Origin of the sequence: Microcystis sp. LSC13-02 (genome assembly GCA_002282935.1) — a bacterium.
Classification (GTDB): domain Bacteria; phylum Cyanobacteriota; class Cyanobacteriia; order Cyanobacteriales; family Microcystaceae; genus Microcystis.
The window spans coordinates 1-18,608 of the sequence record MTBT01000128.1; the positions used below are offsets into that span (position 1 = coordinate 1).

Genomic DNA, 18,608 nt, shown 5'->3' on the forward strand with positions numbered 1-18,608 from the left:
TACTCTAGCTGGGAAACTTTTGTTGAATCTGTGGAAAAAATTCTGAAAGAATTTGGAGAAAATTATGTAATTAATTTTGTCTAACTACTTACCCGCACTATAGCTATCTGGGAATTAGTCGATTCCCCTCTCCCCTCCCAACTTATTGAAAAAACTTCTCATTAAGTATTGACAAAAATTCCTAATAAGCTTATAGTTATTTATAGTGTTCTCCTCTCAAGGATCGGCAGTGGAACCGCGCGGCAGTCTCTAACAATGCGGTTCCCATTTTTTTTTGGAACGATAAAAGGCTTTTAACGTCTCTAAACTTCTAGGTTTCCTCATCCTTTGGCTTTTATGAACGATAATTCCGACCTGTACCTCGATCATCTCACCCATGCGGATACTGTCATTACTGCTGAAATTGTCGAGCATGAGAGTCAATCAACAGATGAGACAGATTGGCCGGCTCTATCCTCTCATTTACGTCAACAAAATCAAGAATTACAAGCGGAGATCTGGCGACAGGAGCAAGCTCTCGCAGAACTGCGATCGCAGTTAGCCGAGCAACATCGTCGCTGGCAAAGTTGTGATACCCTAATCCACCAGCAAAACGAGGAACTGCAATACGAAAAGCAACAATTACAGCGAGCTTTAGGAGAAATCGAACAGTATCGTCAAGCAGAACAACGGCAACCGATGATTATTGCCAATTTGACCGCAGAATTGACCCGCACGCGTCAACAATTAGCCCGTTTAGAGCGAGAATGTGCCTTAATTCAGGAAAGTTATCAGGAAAAAAGCCAAAAACTGTGCAACTATGACCAGCAATTGCAGGAATTACGCACCCGTCTCCAACGTCAGCAACGCTACACCCTCCAGTATAAAGCGGCCTTGGCCCAGTATTTCCAGCGCGGGAGCGATCGCAATTCTCCCCCGGATTTAGCCATTGTCGCCAAGGCAGCCGCGATCGAGCCTTGGTCTCAGACAGAAAACCAAGAAAGGGATGAAGTGGCTCCCATCGATGAGTTTTTAGCGGAATTAGAGACAATTGAGCCAGTGGAATCCTTAAATAAGAAAGAGAGGGATTGGCCCGCACCTATCATCTCCCCTTCCCCGAAATATTCCTCTTTTCGGGTTGATTTGCCCACTTTTATTAAATATCGCCAAGAAGAAAATAATTCCTGAACAACAGAAAGAGAGCCGGCGACTGTCCATGTTTCGTCTCGGCTCTCTATTCTGGTTCGCTCCTCACACTAATTAAAATCTATCATAAGCTGATGGTTTTGTCCACTAAATTCATAAAAGTTAATATTTTTATAGTTCCGTCATCGGCAGCAGTTGCCATTTTTGACGGAGAAGACGGTTAAGTAGTTTTTGACTGACGCTAATCAGGATTAATCTCGATCGCTGAATTGGGGCCGATTCTCCGATAATGCGACAGTTACGCTCAAAATTGAGCATTGCCTCGCAAAAATTTGCGGTTAGGGGATAGGGTTTCTGGCGTTCCCAACAATCACAAACGGTTAAAATTTGCAGGATTAAAGCTATTTCGGCGGGATGATGCCACGATAATAGTTCAGACTCGATTAATCTAATTTTTTCCCGATTGAGCAGTTGTAACAAACCAGAATAGCGAGCGTGGGTGTATTGAAATAAAAAGAAAAATTCTCCTCTGGGATGGAGAGGAAGCTCATCCGAGAAAAATTGATCGATTAAATCGTTTAGTTTCAGTAACCAAAAGGACAAACATTGCTGATCTAATAATAATTCCAGCCATCCTTCTTTAAGCTGAATTTGCGGAAAAAGGACGATTAAATGGTTAAATATGGTTTGAAATTGAGCGGGCGTAAAATAATAAAACAGAGGTGAACGATAGAGGATAATATCAGTTTTTGGGCAACGATAGAAAGTTAATTTATGGTTGTTTTCTGGAAAAATATTAATTAATTGTTGTTTTAAGCAATGCTCGATCGAGGGATGATTGCAGATAAAATTCATACTCAGAAGGGTAAACGTAGTCGTGCCCAATTAATTGCCATTGGCGAGATAGGCACTATGGTCAAAGCAAATTTTTAGCTTAAGATGGATATAGGCGATCGGATAGTCTTTCTCTTGTCAGAAACTTCAGACTATCTCTAGGGGCTTACCTCTGTCAATCCCGGGGGTTGCACTTCACTTTTGCATGGGCGCTATATCTAATATATTATCGAAGAAGACTATCATGAAAGGGGAGTTTACTGCTATCATTGAAGCGGCAACAGAAGGGGGATACTGGGCGATTTGTACTGAAATTCCGGGTGCAAATGGTCAAGGAGAAACCCTTGAAGAAGCCAAGGAAAGCTTAAAAAATAGGCACTCATGCAAGAGGTAGTTATATCTGTGTAATTAATTTTGCTTAGGTACTGACAATAAATTTATTCTTTAATTTGAAAAAGGAAAAGCGCCAATGTCACAAACCCTTCAATTTCATCAAATTTTAGAAATGATTGACAATCTTTCTTTTGATGAACAAGATGATTTAATCAGTATTATTAGACATAGACAAATTGAAAAAAGACGAGAAGAAATCGCCAAGAATATCCATCAAGCGCGTCAAGACTACCAACAAGGGAAAGTCTTTCGGGGAAACATTGATGATATTATCGCAGAATTAAACAATGACTAAATTAATTCTAAGCTCATCCTTTAAACGAGCTTTTAAGGTAATCATTCCAACTCCGTTTGTAATAGCGTGATTAACTCCCAAGTTATTGATTGTTTCTCCCTGCTACGCTATACATTTTAAACAGGATTTAGTATCATTTTGTCCCCTCTTTTCTCTTAGGCTTAATTTTTGTCAATTATTGATCAGTAATTCCCAGATTTCTTCCCTATTATTGCCCTGGGAATTAATATTTCGTCGGGCTTTTACCCTTTGAATATTATAATCTTTATATAAATCATCAAAAAAATTATTGTCAGAGTCAAAGTTTTTAACGTCGGAATTACTTAAAATAAATTTATAACCGGCCCGATCGACTCGATCGATAAATTGTTTTAATCTTATTTGCTCCTCATCGTTAAAATTTTCTTTAGTATAAGAGGTAAAAGCTGATGTTTTTTTAATCGGTTTATAGGGAGGATCAAAATAAAATAAAGTCTTGTTATTGGCATAATTTAGGGTTTGGACAAAATCTCCTTGTAGGATCGTTACTTTTTGTAAATGATGGTTGACAGCTAATAAGTTTTCTTCATTGCAGATCAACGGTTTGACATATTTTCCAAAAGGGACATTAAAGAGTCCTTTGCTATTGACTCTATAAAGTCCATTAAAACAAGTTTTATTGAGAAATAATAACAAAACTGTCTTTTCTAGATCGTCATCGCAGCTGCGAGAATTAAATTCTATTCTTTTATCCAAAAAAAACTTTTGTTGTTCCTCTAGATTTTTAAGTTCATAAAAATCCTGCTGAATTTTTTTAAGCTTGACTATTAATTCCTTGACATTATTTTTAATAACATTATAAGCCATGATTAAATCAGGATTAATGTCATTAATAATAACTTTTTGGACAGAAGAAAAATTATTTAAGACTGAGAATAAAACTGCCCCACCTCCGACAAAAGGTTCAATGTAGTTAAACTGACAATCTTGAGAAATCTGGGAATTAATCAAAGATAGAATATTGGGAACCAGTTGAGTTTTGCCTCCCGCCCACTTTAAAAAAGGTTTGCCGCTAACTGTTTTCCTTTCAGACAAAGAAGTGGTCATTATTCCTACCAGATTATCCTAATTTATTCAATTTACAGCGCAATTCAAGAAAACCCGAAAGGCGGATTTGGTATCAGAAAGGTAAACGGGGCATTTTTTTCAATACTGACTCAATTTGGTTGATTAAATCCAGCAGACGATTGCCATCCACATGAACCTCGCTGGTGGGATAATTGTCGAGGACTTCGATGATTTGAATCTCGTTATCGTTGAGGGCAGAAGTGACTAGGGAACCTCGTAAAGCTTGCCGACTAGCAGCCCGATTGGGGGTGTGGACAATTTCGGCGGCATAATCTAGCAAACTTTCGCCCAAAAAACTATTAAGAAATTTGGAAAGAAAGACTGCATCCACCGCTACGCGACGATTAAGGATTTTACGGAATTCTTCGGGTTTTTGGTTAGCCATCTTTAATTGTGCCGCTAAAGCGGGAGCTAATTCGCCTGTTTCGCTCAATTGCTTTAATTCTGATACCGATACAGACCCTTGGAAGATGTAGTATTTGATGATAGCTGATTCGGCGGCTGACAAAGACTGACAAACACCGAGAAAGATAGATATTCCTAGGGGAAGTAAAAGATTTTTGAACATAAACCAAAGGTGCAAAACAAGCGAAAAGCGGTCGGGATGATTGACTCATTCTAGCGGAATTGGTTGCCGCTTAGGAAAAACTTAAGACGGTGTTGATTATCTAGAGATGAATTTTTTAGTCACCCAACTAGAAGCGGAAAGCTGATAGCTTAATGCTAATCATTAATTTACATTCGCGAGAGGGCAGCGATTTTCGCTAGTTTATCTTTTTCCAAACCGTTGAGATCCTCTAGCTTTAACCATCCTTCCTTTAACAGTTGAGCAAAGACAAAAATTAGGGAAGTATAGCGATAGTCATATTTACCATCAATCTGATGTCGTCGGGCGCTTAGATAATCGTGCATTTGCCAGATATCATCTAAAACCGTGATCTGAACAGACTGTTCTTTAATATGTTCTATTAAAGTGCTAGTTTCTCGCTGATAGGCTTTTTGGAAAGCAGTTTGAGCAATTTCTTGTTCGGTATCTGACCAAATTATTTCACTCACGGGCATGATTTTAGTTTTAGGGATGATAATTTTGGGTTTTTGAGCGACCATGACTCTTGGCTCCGACATCTGTAAGAATGATCGTTTAGTTATTCTTACCTACATCAGAGAGGAAACTGGTGTATTTCCCAATTTTTTAAAGTCAGCTTTTTGATTGTAGAAAAAAAAGAGTTCACTTGACAAGGAACTCTAATAAATTTCATCAGAATTTTTAATGATTTCTTCCAGTAGCTATTTAGCCACGGGCAAAGTTTAATAATTCTTTCGGAGAAGCTAATAAATCGATCGCTACGAAGAAAATTTTATTATCAGGAGTTAGGAGGAAGCGCCATGCCATATTCATACCCACACCCGCACCAAACCAGGGGGTTTGTACTTTTCCCGTCACTTTAATCTGAGTAAAACCGTCATCGGTGGGTTCCACTACACCGCATTCGGGGATTAATTTCAAATTTTGGCATTCTTCGCGGAAAAAGCGATATACTGACTCTTTACCGACGATGGGACGTTGGAAAGGTGGTTGCAGAGCACCGTCAGGGGTGAATAATTCAATTAATACATCAAAGTCATTGGCGTTGAGGTTGTCCATATAGTTGAGGACGGTGGCATTGGTAACGCCTTCAATGCTAACTTTTGTCCGTTCGGCAATATTTTGGGGAGGAACCACGGGTTCGGAAATACGGTTATAATCGCCCAGTTTCTTGGGATCGTAGCCCATATCCACCACACAATTCCGCAGAACGGTGATTTGTTGTCCCGACTCTAATTTTTTAATCCCGTCTAAAACGGCGGTAGCATTAGCAGATAGTTGATAACCCTTGGGAATTGGCGCAACACTGCCATCTTCCATCCATTGTCCTAATTGATACCAGAATCCCAGTTTGATATTAGCAGACCAAGTGCCGTAGGTACGACAAATCGGGGTGTCAGCATGGTTCGCTAAGTCGCACATCACCTGCGACTGTTGCAAGGGTGACATCTGCCGAATTTCATTCATGGTGTTTTCGGCAAATACCATACTAGCGGCGCCGGGGGCGGCAACGGTGATGGTTTTGCCCATTTCTAGGTAGGCAAACCAAATCAAGGCTAGTTGATCTTCGGTATTCAGCTGATTGAAACGCGCAATCGTGGCGGGAACCACATCCGCTGATAGCGTGTTGGGGAAAATGCTCCGCGCTGATTCGATCGTAAACGGCATAGATTCACCTTGAAGTAAAGTTTTGTATCAATTTACTCCCATTCTATCATATTTGCGTACCAAGGCAGCACCGATGGAGAAACTTTCCCAAAAAAGCTGTACTTTAGATCACACTTGCCCGGGATTATCACTAAATCTTAATGGTTGAACAACTGTTCCATCATTTATCTAGGGTTTGCGGCAGCAGCGATCGCTGTTTGAGGATGATTTTTGCTGCTCTAACTCGTTTTGAACCAGAGACTACTCTTGATGCTCCCTAGTTTTTTCTAGGATTTATCACCCCGTAGTAGGCCGTAAATTTGATCCGTATAGTCATAAAACTGAGATTGTCGTTTAATTTTATAATTACGATCTACGGGTAAATTAATTGTTAATTCCCGTTGTATAGTCCCTGGCCTAGCACTCAAAACATAAATACGTTGAGCTAAAAAAACCGCTTCATCCACATCATGGGTAATCATTAAAATACTACACCTAATTTTTTGCCAAATTTCAATTAAATATTCGTGCATTCTTTCTTTGGTTTGTACATCTAAAGCGGCAAAAGGTTCGTCCATTAATAAGACTTTGGGATGACAGGCAAGAGAGCGGGCGATCGCCACCCGTTGTTTCATCCCACCCGATAGTTCTCTAGGATAAGCATTAGCGAATTGAGTTAAACCCACAATATCCAGATAATAACAGGCTACTTCCCAGCATTCTTTTGTCGATAATCCCTGTAGTTTTAAGCCAAATTCAACATTTTTTTGGATCGTCATCCAGGGATAGAGTGTATAATTTTGAAAAACCATACCGCGATCGGCTCCTGGCCCTGTCACTTCAACACCATCAACGGTAATTTTGCCAGAAGTGGGCTGCTCTAAACCCGCAATCATTCGCAACAAAGTTGATTTCCCTGAACCAGAGGCCCCGACCGCACAGACAAATTCAGCACTGTCAACGTGTAAATTAATATCTTTCAGAGCGACCACAGCACCTCGTTTAGTGATGAAAATTTTATTGAGTTGAGTAATTTCTAAGTGCATTAAGGTTCTTCTCTTATCATTAAAATAACTTTACTGGTGACATAATAAACTCTGTGCTTGAGTTTTTAAGTTAACGAGTAATTGACCATTTACAAGTCCACTGCAAAAACAAACGAAAACTTAAATCTAGAGCAAAGCCAATAATTCCTAGGACAATTAAACAGGCAAAAATTTCATCAGTTCTCAGAAATTTTTGAGCCAATAAAATGCGTTTGCCTAACCCATTATCGGCCGCCACCAATTCCGCCACCACTACCAAATTCCAAGCGGCCGCCATATTAACGCGAAAAGTATCAATAATATTAGGAATAATATAGGGAGTAATCACTTTAAATAAAACCTGTTTTCGAGTTCCTCCAAGAGTATAAGTTACTTCGATCAATTCCCGGGAAATAAACTTGACCGCATCCATAATCATCAGAGTATTAAAGAAAATTGTCCCGATAAAAATGAGCATGATCTTTGACGTTTCTCCAATACCCAAATAAATAACCAATAGGGGAATAAAAGCAGGAGCGGGCATATAACGTACAACGCCAATAATCGGTTCCATTAAACTGCGAATACTCGGAAAAGTTCCCATTAAAATCCCCAGGGGAATAGCAAACAATCCTCCCAAAAAAAAGCCCCCAACTACTCGTAAAAAACTGGTAATAGTATCTTGAATTAAAAAGCCCTGTTCTGCTAATTTTCCTAGTGCTTGAATAACGGCTAAAGGAGAAGGTAAAAATACGGATTCAATGCCCGCAAAACTAGAGATTAGTAACCATAAAATAAGCGGGACAATAATAGAGGAAATCATTAAAGTCCACTTTAGGGATTCGGGAATATTCTCGGTAATCCGCCAAAAAGTGCTTTGAGGAAGCGTTTTAGGTGTTGTGGTCATGGGATTTTTAAAAGAAAAGAATAATTTTGATAGCCAATATCACCCAGTTATCAAAAAATTCTTGAGGTCAACTTGTCTCCCTAATCCCTCTTGTAGATAGAGAATTGGAACCTTTAATTTCTCGATCTACAAGAGGGGATAATTAGGCTTTTTTGTCTTGATTTGCCAACACCTTGACAAATTGGGGGTCTAAAATGGTTGTTAGATCGGGGACTTTTTTAATAAAGCCAACTTCCCTCATAAAATCAGCCATTTTTTGAGCGGCAAAGGGCATATTTTTCATGGTTTTACCAGGACTAAACGCTTCTAGGTTTTCTTCTAAGGTGAAAAACTTCGTTCCCTCTTTATATAGGGCTAATTCTTCTGGGCTAATGCCCGCACGCTTGGCCATAATCTCATCGGCTTTTTGGGGATTTTTAGTCATAAACTCTCGAACATCAAACCATGTTTTTACCAAAGCTTGAACCTGTTCTGGCTTTTCTTTGATTAATTTGGCACTGACAACTAATAAATCAGGAATAGCACCAGAAAAAGCTTTAGAACTAATTAATTCTTTAGAACCTTTTCGTTTAAGTGCTGTTGACCAAAAAGGTGGAAACGCACCAACTGCATCTACTTTTCCCGATGCAAAAGCGGCGGCAGCAGCCCCTGTTTCCATGGGTACAATTTGCACATCTTTACGGCTCATTCCTTCTTTTTCTAGGGCTAAACTGAGGAGAAAATCACCGACAACGCCTTCTTCGACTGCAACTTTTTTGCCTTTTAAATCTTGAATCGTTTTAATCTCTTCTGTGACAATAATTTTGTCATTTCCCGACGAGTTATCATTGACTAAAACAGCAACTTGACCATTCACTGCATCTCCTGCAAAAGTGATGGTATCGTTGAGAGTTTGACTATTTCCATCTAATTGTCCAGCAGCTAAAGCTTGCAAGGATTCAAGATAACCATCAAACCATTTCATTTGAACATTAGCCCCATTTTTAGCAAATAATCCCTCTTCTTCAGCGATCGCCCATGGCCACCAACCGGCCCAGTTACTATAACCGATGACAATGGGGACAGTGTTACTCAGAGAAGTACTTGCATTGGGGGTTTGCTGAGGAGCTTGATTACAACTAACGGTCAGGAGTAAGCTACTAAAAAAAACGAGAGGTAAGGAGAAAAAATTGCGCCGTTTCATAGGTAATAGCCTTTAGAGATGACAGCTAGTAAAACAGAAATAAATCTCAAAAACTGTTACTGATTAACAATTCAAAAACCTCGGAGTATTGACTTGGCTTTTTACCCAATTTAACCACTCTTCTAAACCTTCTCCTGTTTGAGCAGAAAGAGCGATAATCTTTACATCGGGATTCATGGAGCGAACATTTGCTTCTAAACGGTTTAAATCAATCTCTAAATAAGGAGCCAGATCTAATTTAGTAATAATCAGACAATCCGCTTCTTGAAACATAATTGGATATTTGAGCGGTTTATCTTCTCCTTCAGTCAGACTTAATAGAGCAACTTTGGCGTGTTCCCCTACCTCAAATTCGGCAGGACAAACTAAATTTCCCACATTTTCCACCAACAATAAATCAAACTCTTTGGGGTTATAATCTTCTTTGAAACGATGGATTCCCCCGGCTACCATTTTGGAATCTAAGTGACAGGAGCGACCTGTATTAATGGCAATCACAGGAACTCCATATTGTCTCAGGCGATCGGCATCTAGTTCTGTAGTCATATCGCCTTCAATAACAGCCATTTTTAATTGATCTTTTAAGGCTGCGAGGGTTTTTTCCAATAACACAGTTTTACCCGCACCAGGACTACTCATCAAGTTTAAACAGGTAATGCCCCACTCGTCAAAATGTTCCCGGTTGTGATCGGCTCCTGCTTGATTGGCATGAAGTAGATTAATTTCTAGGGCCGCGTCAAAAGTTTGGTGCATTTTAATTGAGAATGAATAATTGATCATCGAACTTGTATAAGCGATCGCCCAACTTTGTTTAAGAAACTAAAGAATATTCAATGTGGTCAATTTTTAACTCTCGACCTGAACGAATATCCTCCATCGGTGATCGACAAGTTGGGCAAGAATATTGCTGGCCAATTTGGGGTTGATAATCCTTTTGGCAGCAATGACAATAAGCAATTAGGGGAATATTTTTAATTGCTAATTCCACACCAGCAAGAAAAGTATTGGCAGTTTGAACTTCAAAGGCAAATTGTAAACTGACCGGTTCGACACAGGTAAATTCACCAACCATGAGATGAATTTTTTCAATTTTGAGCTTTTCAGGTTGGCTATCATACCAATCTCGAACTGTCATAATTAACGCTTTAGTCATATCAGTTTCGTGCATAATGTGCTGAAGTGGCTACTTCTTTTCTACTCTCTCTAGGTGCATTTTTTGGGCAATTTCGGTCGTTAACTCTCCTTTGTTATCAGCGTTTAAAGAACAAATTAAAATAGTTAATTCGTCTAAATTTTCATCAGTCATCCAATCCATTAAAAATCCAAGATAATTCCGAACACTTTTTTCGGCTTGTTTGCGACTTTTCCAGACACGCGCCATTGACACGTCATTAGTAATACCAGCGAAAGGTTCATCTGATTCCTCTTGATCAAGATAGGGCAAAGCATTTTCAGCAGCAGCATAAATTTTAGGATCAGATACTAGAGTTAAAACGTAACCTAACCTTTTGTTAATGGGAGTTCCAAATCCTTTGGCCATCGGTGTTTCCTCGCAAATGTGTTACCTCTCTAATTATCGATGCTTTTGTCCTTAAATCCAAGGTTCGTCAACGGCCAGATTGGCTTCAGGATGAATATAACAGGGCTTTCCTTTACGCGGTAATTGACCTGAAATAACCAGATGGGCCAGGGCATCACAAATAACACGGGTAGCCATCAAAGAGGTCATATCACTGACATCATAGGGAGGGGAAACTTCCACCACTTCCATACCACAAATGGGAGCTTTTTGGATAATTTTACCTAATAAAGCTAAGGCTTCACGGGGTAATAAACCGCCCGGTTCTGGCCAACCTGTACCGGGGACAAAACCGGCATCAATGCAATCAATATCAAAACTAATCCAAACGCAATCCGTACCATCTAAAGCTCGTTCTAAGGCAAATTCGGCGGCAGCATCAATGCCTCGTTCTACAATGTCGGTGACGGTCAAAATATTAGTGGCGCGCTCGCGGCAAACTTTAACACCTTGACGGGGAACTTGCCAACCACCAATCCCTAATTGGACGAGATTCTTAGCAGGAGCATTTTTCATATTGGTGGCATGAAACCAGGGGCAAGTGTGCATCCGTTCATCTAAATCCGTTTCCTGGGTATCCACATGGCGATCAAAGTGAATAATACCGACTTTTTTATCCCCTAAATGCCGACAAATACCCCGCACTGTCGGAAAACCAATGGAATGATCACCCCCTAAAATAATCGGCAAGGCACCGGAACTAAAGACATGGGCAACCCCCTTAGAGATTTGATCAAAGGACTTTTCATTATTAGCAGGAATGGTGAAAATATCCCCCAAATCACAGAGCGTAATTTGTTCGCGCAAATCTACCCCTAATTCAAAATTGTAGGGCGTATAAAGAGCCGAAATCCGCCGAATTCCCTGGGGTCCAAAACGAGTTCCGGGTCGGTAAGTTGTCCCCGAATCATGGGGAACACCCACGATTGCCACGTCATAATTGCCCACATTCCGCACATCTTCCAAATAGGGAGCCTTCATAAAAGTATTAATTCCCGCATAGTGGGGTAACTCACCCCTGGAAAAGGTGGGAATACTGCGATCGCGGATACTATCGGCCGCCTCTAAACCGTAGGTTAACCCCTGAGAAACTTCCTGTTGCCAACCGGTTAGGGGCAAATGGCGTTCTTTTTCTAGGGCCTGTTGAGCTTCGGTTAAATCAGGGGGTTGAAAAGTAGATTCCTCGGACATCATTTCACCTCAAAATACAATAACCCGGGAGTCTTCAAAGACACTGCCTCAAAACAGTTATCCTCAAAGTCTCCTGGGCTTTTATCCCGCCGTGTAGCCAGCTTAGATGGAAAAATTTTTTGATCCGCTCATTTAAGACTAGCTTGCTCCTCTCGGACCTGACATTTAAAGACGCTTAAATCGGAACCCTAGAAGCAATTTCTTTGACCCTATACGATCTCAATCAAAAAAAACAGTATCACAGACTACAAAAAAGAGATTTTTTCCGCTTAAATAGGGTCTGCTGAATAAGTCTCTTGCTGGGGTTAGGAGTCGGTCGGGGAATTCAGAATAACAGAATGACCTGATATTCAGCCAACCCTATATAATAAAAAGTATCTCCAGAGAATGATTTTTCCTGTCTCTATGCAACACCCCTCTCTGACTCGCTTTGAACCTGCGACTACTCTTGATGAAATCTATTCAACTACATCTCCTGAACCCCTATTAACTCAGAAGGAAATAGATGCTTTTTATCGAGAAGAAATGAATCGGGTGAGAGGGGAAGATAAAATTGAACGTCTAAAATTAGGGTTAAAACGGGTCATAGATACGCAACAATATTACAAAGCCTGTTTAATGGGACACACGGGGGTAGGCAAATCGACAGAATTAACTCGTTTAATTAATGATCATGAGATTAAACAGCATTTTGAACCCCTGCGATTTAGTGTTTTAAGTGAACTCGATGCGATTAATTTCAGTCCCCTTGATGTGTTTCTCTTTATGGTGGTGGAAATTGTTGAGAAAACCGCTAAAATTTCTCGACAACCCAGTAATGAAAATTTACAAAAGCTTTGGGATTGGTTTAGTTCTGAAGAATTCACCCGCAAGGAAACCAGAGAAAGTCAAATCAAAACGGAAGCAGGAGCGGGAGTAAAGGAAGATTCTTTCTGGAATAAAATTCTCGGACTTTTTGCCTCTCTCAAGGGAGAATTCCGGTTTGCTTCCTCGCGAGAGAAAAAAGTTGTTGAATACCGTCTTTCCCGTTCCAGAGATTTAATTAATATTGCTAATCAACTCCTGAAAGAGTGTAATCAGAACTTACAGGAAACTATGCAGAGAAGCTGGTTAATTATTGGAGAGGACTTTGATAGAGTGTCTGTTTCACGAGAAGCGGTCAGGGATTTATTTTTAAACTGTTCTAACATTTTCAAAGATTTAGACATTCACATCATTTTTAATGTTCCGATTGGATTATATAATTCATCTCCCGGGATTAACCTCACTTTTGACCATAATCTCCTGATTCCCGATACTGCGGTTTTTTGCCAAAAAGATCATACTCCTAACCAAAAAGGACGGGAAGCAGTGAGAAAAGTTTTAGAAGCAAGAGTTAAATCTAATTTATTTGAAGATGGACAAATAGAGCGGGTTATTATTGCCTCTGGTGGCAACATCAGAGATTTATTTTATTTAGTTAGAGAAGCTTCTGATGAGGCAATTGTCAATCAACAAAATCTGATCATTTCTAGTCATATTAGCAGGGCAATTCGCAGTTTAAGAACAGATTATGAAAGACGTTTAGGCCAAAATCCTTATGATACCGATCATGTTAGTTATGGGGATAAGGTTTTATTGTTAAAACGAATTTATGATGCTGATAAAGAGGCACAAATTCCCAATGAGATATTATACGCTTTATTAAATGATCGAGCGATTCAAGAAGTAGATGGAGACGGGGAAAGATGCTTTATGGTACATCCCCTTGTGGTTGATATTTTAAATGCTCAAGGTCATATTCCTACTGCTCCCGATGGAGGTGTCCCCGGTGGTACATCAAGTTAATCAAACTAATCAATCGGAGTTAGAACCGGGTACTATTGCCCATACAGCAGCTCGTTTGCTATTGTGGGGACGAAGACCATCTAGAGGTTTAGCTAGGGTGGAATTTTATGATGAGTTTTCCCGTCAGCAAGTAGTTAGAGAATTAGAAAATAAACTGCAAGAACAAGGCATTATTTTTCATAAAATTGTCTTACCAAGATGGAAAAAACCCTCTTTTGTCTTGAACTTCTTGTTAACACAATTGGCAGAATTGGAGTCGGGAGTATTATCAATTACTGGTTTTGAAACCGCTTTTAGTTCTGATGTTTCCCTAGTAGATGCCTTGCAATTAATTAATTTCAATCGAGAAAATTTAGCTCGTTTTAATCTCCGACAAATTTGGTGGATGACCGATGATTTTACTAACAAAGTTATTCGGTTTATGCCAGATTTAAATTCTTGGTTTTTCCTGCGGTTATCTTTAACAGAAAATTCAACCCAAGCTACCAACTATAATCAGCTATTTACCGATAAAAATACCGTTAATGATCCCTATAATTTACCAGGAACAGCAGTTAACTTTGTTGGTAGAGAACAGGAATTATCCCGGATTAATCAAGCTTTTCAGCAATCTTCCCCAGTGGTTTTAAGTGGGATGGGAGGTTCGGGAAAAACTGAATTAGCTTTACAGTATGCTTGGCAACATAAAGGGGATTATCCTGCGGGTATTTGTTGGATAAATGTCCTTAACAGTGAACCCGGTTTGGCTATTTTATTTTTTGCCAGAGAATACCTGGGTTTAAACATCCCCAATCAGGGAACCTTAAGTGAACGAGTGCGTTACTGTTGGCAAAATTGGCCCGAGGGAAATGCTTTAATTATTTTTGATGATGTGCGTGACTACGACCAAATTAAATCTTATCTACCACCGGTAAAAGAATCTCGTTTTCGGGTTTTGATTACAACTCGCTTTAGTTACTTAGGGGTATCGCTATCAACGATAAACTTAGATGTTCTCACAGCAGCGCAAGCTTTAGATTTACTGCAAACCTACTTAGGAAAAGAACGTCTAACCGCAGAGTTAGAGGCAGCCAAGCAACTTTGTCAGTGTTTAGGATATTTGCCTCTAGGATTACAATTACTAGGCAGTTTTCTGAAACAAGCAACTACTGAAACTTTGGCAAATACCAAGGAAAAATTCCCGAAAAAAGGCTCGGAATATCTCAACTCTGATAAGGAGGAAGTCCGCAGTATTAAAACAATTCTGAATCTCAGTTGGCAGCTGTTAGAAACACAAGCACAAAAATTAGCTCTGTGTCTCAGTTTATTTGCTTCGGCACCTTTTCCCAAGCACTTAATCATCAGTTTATTTTCTGATGAAGCTAAAGACGAGATAGAAAAATGGTTAACCGATAGCTTGGTTAAGCTTAATTTGCTGAAATCTTTAGGCAATGAATGGTATCAACTCCATCCCCTCATCCGTCTTTATTTACGGGAAAAATTAGAAGGTTCCGAGATAGCCAATACCGCAAAAAGTCGTTATTGTACGGTGATGACAGATACATCGAGAACAGTCCCCCAAACTCCTACTCTAGATATTATTCAAAATCTGACTCCCTTAATTCCCCATGTTGAACAAGCTGTCAGGGAATATCCAGAATATATCGCTGATGAGGATTTATTGTGGTCCTATACCGGTTTAGCTAGTTATTATAATGGACAAGGATTGTATGCTATTGCTGAACCTTACTGTCAAGCTTGTTTAACCGCAACTCGAACCCGTTTAGGAGACAATCATCCCCAGGTGGCAGCTTCCCTCAACAATTTAGCACTATTGTACTATTCTCAAGGCAGATACCCAGAAGCGGAACCTCTCTATCTAGAAGCATTAGATTTGAGAAAACGACTCTTAGGAGACAATCATCCCCAGGTGGCACTTTCCCTCAACAATTTAGCAGAATTGTACCGTTCCCAAGGCAGATACCCAGAAGCAGAACCTCTCCTTCTACAAGCATTAGATTTGTCTAAACGACTCTTAGGAGACAATCATCCCCAGGTGGCAGCTTCCCTCAACAATTTAGCAAACTTGTACAAATCCCAAGGCAGATACCCAGAAGCAGAACCTCTCTATCTAGAAGCATTAGATTTGCATAAACAACTCTTAGGAGACAATCATCCCCTTGTGGCAACTTCCCTCAACAATTTAGCAGCATTGTACAAATCCCAAGGCAGATACACAGAAGCAGAACCTCTCTATCTAGAAGCATTAGATTTGAGAAAACGACTCTTAGGAGACAATCATCCCGATGTGGCAACTTCCCTCAACAGTTTAGCAGAATTGTACAGTTCCCAAGGCAGATACCCAGAAGCAGAACCTCTCCTTCTAGAAGCATTAGATTTGTATAAACAACTCTTAGGAGACAATCATCCCCATGTCGCACAATCCCTCAACAATTTAGCAGCATTGTACGATTCCCAAGGCAGATACCCAGAAGCAGAACCTCTCTATCTAGAAGCATTAGATTTGAGAAAACGACTCTTAGGAGACAATCATCCCGATGTGGCAACTTCCCTCAACAATTTAGCAGGATTGTACAGTTTCCAAGGCAGATACCCAGAAGCAGAACCTCTCCTTCTAGAAGCATTAGATTTGATAAAACAACTCTTAGGAGACAATCATCCCAATGTGGCAGCTTCCCTCAACAATTTAGCATACTTGTACAAATCCCAAGGCAGATACCCAGAAGCAGAACCTCTCCTTCTACAAGCATTAGATTTGATAAAACAACTCTTAGGAGACAATCATCCCGATGTGGCAACTTCCCTCAACAATTTAGCAGCATTGTACGATTCCCAAGGCAGATACCCAGAAGCAGAACCTCTCTATCTAGAAGCGATTAAGATTGCTACCCAAGTATTAGGGGAAAATCATCCCCATACCAAAACCCTTTATCAGAATTATCTGAGGATGTTATCGCAATTACCCGAAGCAGAATTAAGACAACGGTTTCCTCTTCCTCATCCGTTGAACCCAAAACCACCTCATCCCTGAAAACAGCTATTAGGAAGATTGATACAAGGGTTTCTGATATTGTTAATTTTACCCTTTTATAGCCTCTGGTTAGGCTTGCGGTGGTTGCTGAGGAGACTGGGTTTCTAAGGAAACTTCAATGGGGAGTATTTGATGCTTGAAAAGAGGGTCTGCATACGCACGGATTTTCCACTATGAATATAATATCATGTCAAGAGGATTTTGTCAAGAGAAATTTTGACAAAATCCAGAAAAACGTAGTGGACTGTTTCAGCTAATTTGGTGTATTAGAAAAATGCTATAAATTCTATAATCTAAGACTTTAAGCCGAAATCTATTGCCCTATTTTGCGTTAGACAGCAAAAATTTCCGCTTTAACTTCAAGCTAACAATCCGTCCTAACGCACCACCTGTCATCGACTGTGGTTGGTGTGATTGAATGATGGACTATGATTAGGTATCTAGTTAAGACCATTGGAAAATAGGGTTCGTAGGCGCAAGGATTTTCCATTATGAATATGGTATCATGTCAAGTCGCCTTTGTCAAGAGAAATTTTGACAACATCCAGATTTAGTAAAACGTAGTTAGACAGCAAAAATTTCCGCTTTGACTTGAAGCTAACAATCCGTCCTAACGCACCACCTATCATCGACTATAATTGAATTAATCACTGATGACTGATAACTGATTAAGTAGGTGGGTGGAATTAAATATAAGATGAACGTAGGTTGGGTTGAAGTATGAAACCCAACGCCCGCATGGGTTACGAAGTGCGCTAAGCAAGGAATAAAACCATGAATACTAAAGAGAGACTATTACAAGAGATTGAACAAGCACCGGATTCTTTAATAGAAGAAACTTTAAACTTCCTACTTTCAGCACAAGCTAGTTATGCTAAATCTGAAAGTAATGTAGGGGATGCAATATTAAAGCTTCTGGAAGATATACCATTAGACAATGACGACTTAGAAAAGTTGCCTACAGATCTTGCTAATCAACATGATCATTATCTTTATGGAGTTCCCAAATCTTAAGCAAAGCCGAAACTCAAGTTTCTAGCATTATAGCAATGAAAACAATCTTTGCAGACACATTTTATTGGGTTGCTCTCATTAACAATCGTGATGATTGGCATGAGAAAGCTATAGAAATGACAAGGAAACTCCAGCAGGTAACAATAGTGACAACCGATGAAGTCTTTATTGAAGTTTTCAACAATCTATCTGCTTATGGAATGTCAGTTAGACGAAAAACCTTACAAGTTATTAGAGGCTTACAAAATAATCCCCAAATCTTAGTTATACCCCAAACTCATCAGACGTTCCAATCAGGATTAGATTTATATCAAAATCGTCCAGATAAAGATTACAGCTTAACAGATTGTATATCCATGCAAACAATGCGCCAAATGAATATAAATGAAATTCTTACCCACGATAAGCATTTTACACAAGAAGGATTTTTCATTTTATTTCAAAATATAGAGTTACATTAGATTTGAGAAAACGACTCTTAGGAGACAATCATCCCGATGTGGCAAGTTCCCTCAACAATTTAGTACACTTGTACGATTCTCAAGGCGGCTGCTCAGAAGCGGAACCTCTCTATCGAGAAGCGATTAATATTTTCAGGGAAAGATTATGGGAAAATCATCCCCATACCCAAATATATATGGAGAATTTTGACATCCTCACCGCCGTAAACGGACGGTGATTCCTCACCACGCCACCTTTTTAGGATGGTCGTTGAATGGGGTTGACGCAGATAGCGAAAAACGCTTAATTGCTTAAGTCTGACTCTTTCGACCCGTCCGTTTTGAGTGTCCGGATGCCCTCCGGCCACTTTGAACAAGTCGAAAAAATCTCATGTTCAACCTTATTTCCTAGAAAGTTTTACTC

20 protein-coding genes and 1 riboswitch are annotated in these 18,608 nt (G+C 39.8%); of the genes, 8 read left to right on the plus strand and 12 right to left on the minus strand.

Translation table 11 applies throughout. The annotated features are described in order from the left end of the window. Nucleotides 1-336: 336 nt before the first annotated feature. A complete protein-coding gene (locus tag BGL89_RS07780; RefSeq protein WP_286825224.1) occupies nucleotides 337-1,167 on the plus strand; it encodes a hypothetical protein in 831 nt (276 codons plus the stop codon). A gap of 129 nt (nucleotides 1,168-1,296) precedes the next feature. Here BGL89_RS07780 and BGL89_RS07785 read toward each other — a convergent pair whose 3' ends face one another. Further along, complete coding sequence (locus BGL89_RS07785) at nucleotides 1,297-1,980, minus strand: DALR anticodon-binding domain-containing protein (RefSeq protein ID WP_286825225.1); 684 nt, start codon at nucleotides 1,978-1,980, stop codon at nucleotides 1,297-1,299. 223 nt (nucleotides 1,981-2,203) lie between these two features. Between BGL89_RS07785 and BGL89_RS07790 the strand changes: the two genes are divergently transcribed. Next, on the plus strand, nucleotides 2,204-2,353 hold the full coding sequence (locus tag BGL89_RS07790; protein ID WP_286825226.1) for a type II toxin-antitoxin system HicB family antitoxin: 150 nt from the start codon (nucleotides 2,204-2,206) through the stop codon (nucleotides 2,351-2,353). Nucleotides 2,354-2,428: 75 nt separating this feature from the next. Next, entirely contained in the window at nucleotides 2,429-2,647 is a 219-nt protein-coding gene (locus BGL89_RS07795; RefSeq protein ID WP_286825227.1) for a hypothetical protein, read from the plus strand. 171 nt (nucleotides 2,648-2,818) lie between these two features. Here BGL89_RS07795 and BGL89_RS07800 read toward each other — a convergent pair whose 3' ends face one another. The 11 genes from BGL89_RS07800 to BGL89_RS07850 all read right to left on the minus strand — a co-directional run bounded on the left by BGL89_RS07800 (nucleotide 2,819) and on the right by BGL89_RS07850 (nucleotide 11,872). Further along, entirely contained in the window at nucleotides 2,819-3,733 is a 915-nt protein-coding gene (locus tag BGL89_RS07800) for a DNA adenine methylase (protein ID WP_286825228.1), read from the minus strand. A gap of 73 nt (nucleotides 3,734-3,806) precedes the next feature. Next, nucleotides 3,807-4,322, minus strand: coding sequence for an alpha/beta hydrolase (locus BGL89_RS07805; protein WP_286825229.1), 516 nt, complete (start codon nucleotides 4,320-4,322; stop codon nucleotides 3,807-3,809). Nucleotides 4,323-4,489: 167 nt separating this feature from the next. Continuing rightward, entirely contained in the window at nucleotides 4,490-4,816 is a 327-nt protein-coding gene (gene frp, locus BGL89_RS07810; protein ID WP_287733135.1) for a fluorescence recovery protein, read from the minus strand. A gap of 229 nt (nucleotides 4,817-5,045) precedes the next feature. Continuing rightward, a complete protein-coding gene (locus tag BGL89_RS07815; protein ID WP_286825231.1) occupies nucleotides 5,046-6,008 on the minus strand; it encodes an orange carotenoid-binding protein in 963 nt (320 codons plus the stop codon). Between the two features lie 266 nt (nucleotides 6,009-6,274). Then, on the minus strand, nucleotides 6,275-7,033 hold the full coding sequence (locus BGL89_RS07820) for an ABC transporter ATP-binding protein (protein WP_286825232.1): 759 nt from the start codon (nucleotides 7,031-7,033) through the stop codon (nucleotides 6,275-6,277). A gap of 70 nt (nucleotides 7,034-7,103) precedes the next feature. Beyond that, the gene (locus BGL89_RS07825) at nucleotides 7,104-7,919 is read right to left on the minus strand and encodes an ABC transporter permease (RefSeq protein ID WP_286825234.1); all 816 of its coding nucleotides are present in this window, start codon (nucleotides 7,917-7,919) and stop codon (nucleotides 7,104-7,106) included. 142 nt (nucleotides 7,920-8,061) lie between these two features. Further along, nucleotides 8,062-9,102 (minus strand): ABC transporter substrate-binding protein, encoded by a 1,041-nt coding sequence (locus tag BGL89_RS07830; RefSeq protein ID WP_286825236.1) that lies wholly within the window; start codon nucleotides 9,100-9,102, stop codon nucleotides 8,062-8,064. A 63-nt stretch (nucleotides 9,103-9,165) separates the two neighbouring features. Continuing rightward, the gene (gene hypB, locus BGL89_RS07835) at nucleotides 9,166-9,855 is read right to left on the minus strand and encodes a hydrogenase nickel incorporation protein HypB (RefSeq protein WP_286825238.1); all 690 of its coding nucleotides are present in this window, start codon (nucleotides 9,853-9,855) and stop codon (nucleotides 9,166-9,168) included. 58 nt (nucleotides 9,856-9,913) lie between these two features. After that, nucleotides 9,914-10,270, minus strand: coding sequence for a hydrogenase maturation nickel metallochaperone HypA (gene hypA, locus BGL89_RS07840; protein WP_002798306.1), 357 nt, complete (start codon nucleotides 10,268-10,270; stop codon nucleotides 9,914-9,916). 15 nt (nucleotides 10,271-10,285) lie between these two features. Then, a complete protein-coding gene (locus tag BGL89_RS07845; protein WP_286825240.1) occupies nucleotides 10,286-10,642 on the minus strand; it encodes a hypothetical protein in 357 nt (118 codons plus the stop codon). Nucleotides 10,643-10,693: 51 nt separating this feature from the next. Continuing rightward, the gene (locus tag BGL89_RS07850) at nucleotides 10,694-11,872 is read right to left on the minus strand and encodes an agmatinase family protein (protein WP_286825242.1); all 1,179 of its coding nucleotides are present in this window, start codon (nucleotides 11,870-11,872) and stop codon (nucleotides 10,694-10,696) included. Nucleotides 11,873-11,940: 68 nt separating this feature from the next. After that, a riboswitch (guanidine-I (ykkC/yxkD leader) is annotated at nucleotides 11,941-12,075 on the minus strand. Between the two features lie 202 nt (nucleotides 12,076-12,277). Between BGL89_RS07850 and BGL89_RS07855 the strand changes: the two genes are divergently transcribed. The 5 genes from BGL89_RS07855 to BGL89_RS07875 all read left to right on the plus strand — a co-directional run bounded on the left by BGL89_RS07855 (nucleotide 12,278) and on the right by BGL89_RS07875 (nucleotide 18,423). Then, nucleotides 12,278-13,699, plus strand: coding sequence for a hypothetical protein (locus tag BGL89_RS07855; protein ID WP_286825243.1), 1,422 nt, complete (start codon nucleotides 12,278-12,280; stop codon nucleotides 13,697-13,699). Continuing rightward, complete coding sequence (locus tag BGL89_RS07860; protein WP_286825248.1) at nucleotides 13,668-16,730, plus strand: tetratricopeptide repeat protein; 3,063 nt, start codon at nucleotides 13,668-13,670, stop codon at nucleotides 16,728-16,730. The genes BGL89_RS07855 and BGL89_RS07860 overlap by 32 nt, the downstream gene beginning before the upstream one ends. A 774-nt stretch (nucleotides 16,731-17,504) precedes the next feature. After that, nucleotides 17,505-17,744 (plus strand): hypothetical protein, encoded by a 240-nt coding sequence (locus BGL89_RS07865; protein WP_286825244.1) that lies wholly within the window; start codon nucleotides 17,505-17,507, stop codon nucleotides 17,742-17,744. A gap of 35 nt (nucleotides 17,745-17,779) precedes the next feature. Continuing rightward, nucleotides 17,780-18,205: a type II toxin-antitoxin system VapC family toxin gene (locus tag BGL89_RS07870; protein ID WP_002756072.1), complete on the plus strand. Its 426-nt coding sequence runs from the start codon at nucleotides 17,780-17,782 to the stop codon at nucleotides 18,203-18,205. A 2-nt stretch (nucleotides 18,206-18,207) separates the two neighbouring features. Further along, complete coding sequence (locus tag BGL89_RS07875) at nucleotides 18,208-18,423, plus strand: tetratricopeptide repeat protein (RefSeq protein ID WP_286825247.1); 216 nt, start codon at nucleotides 18,208-18,210, stop codon at nucleotides 18,421-18,423. The last annotated feature ends 185 nt before the right edge of the window (nucleotides 18,424-18,608 follow it).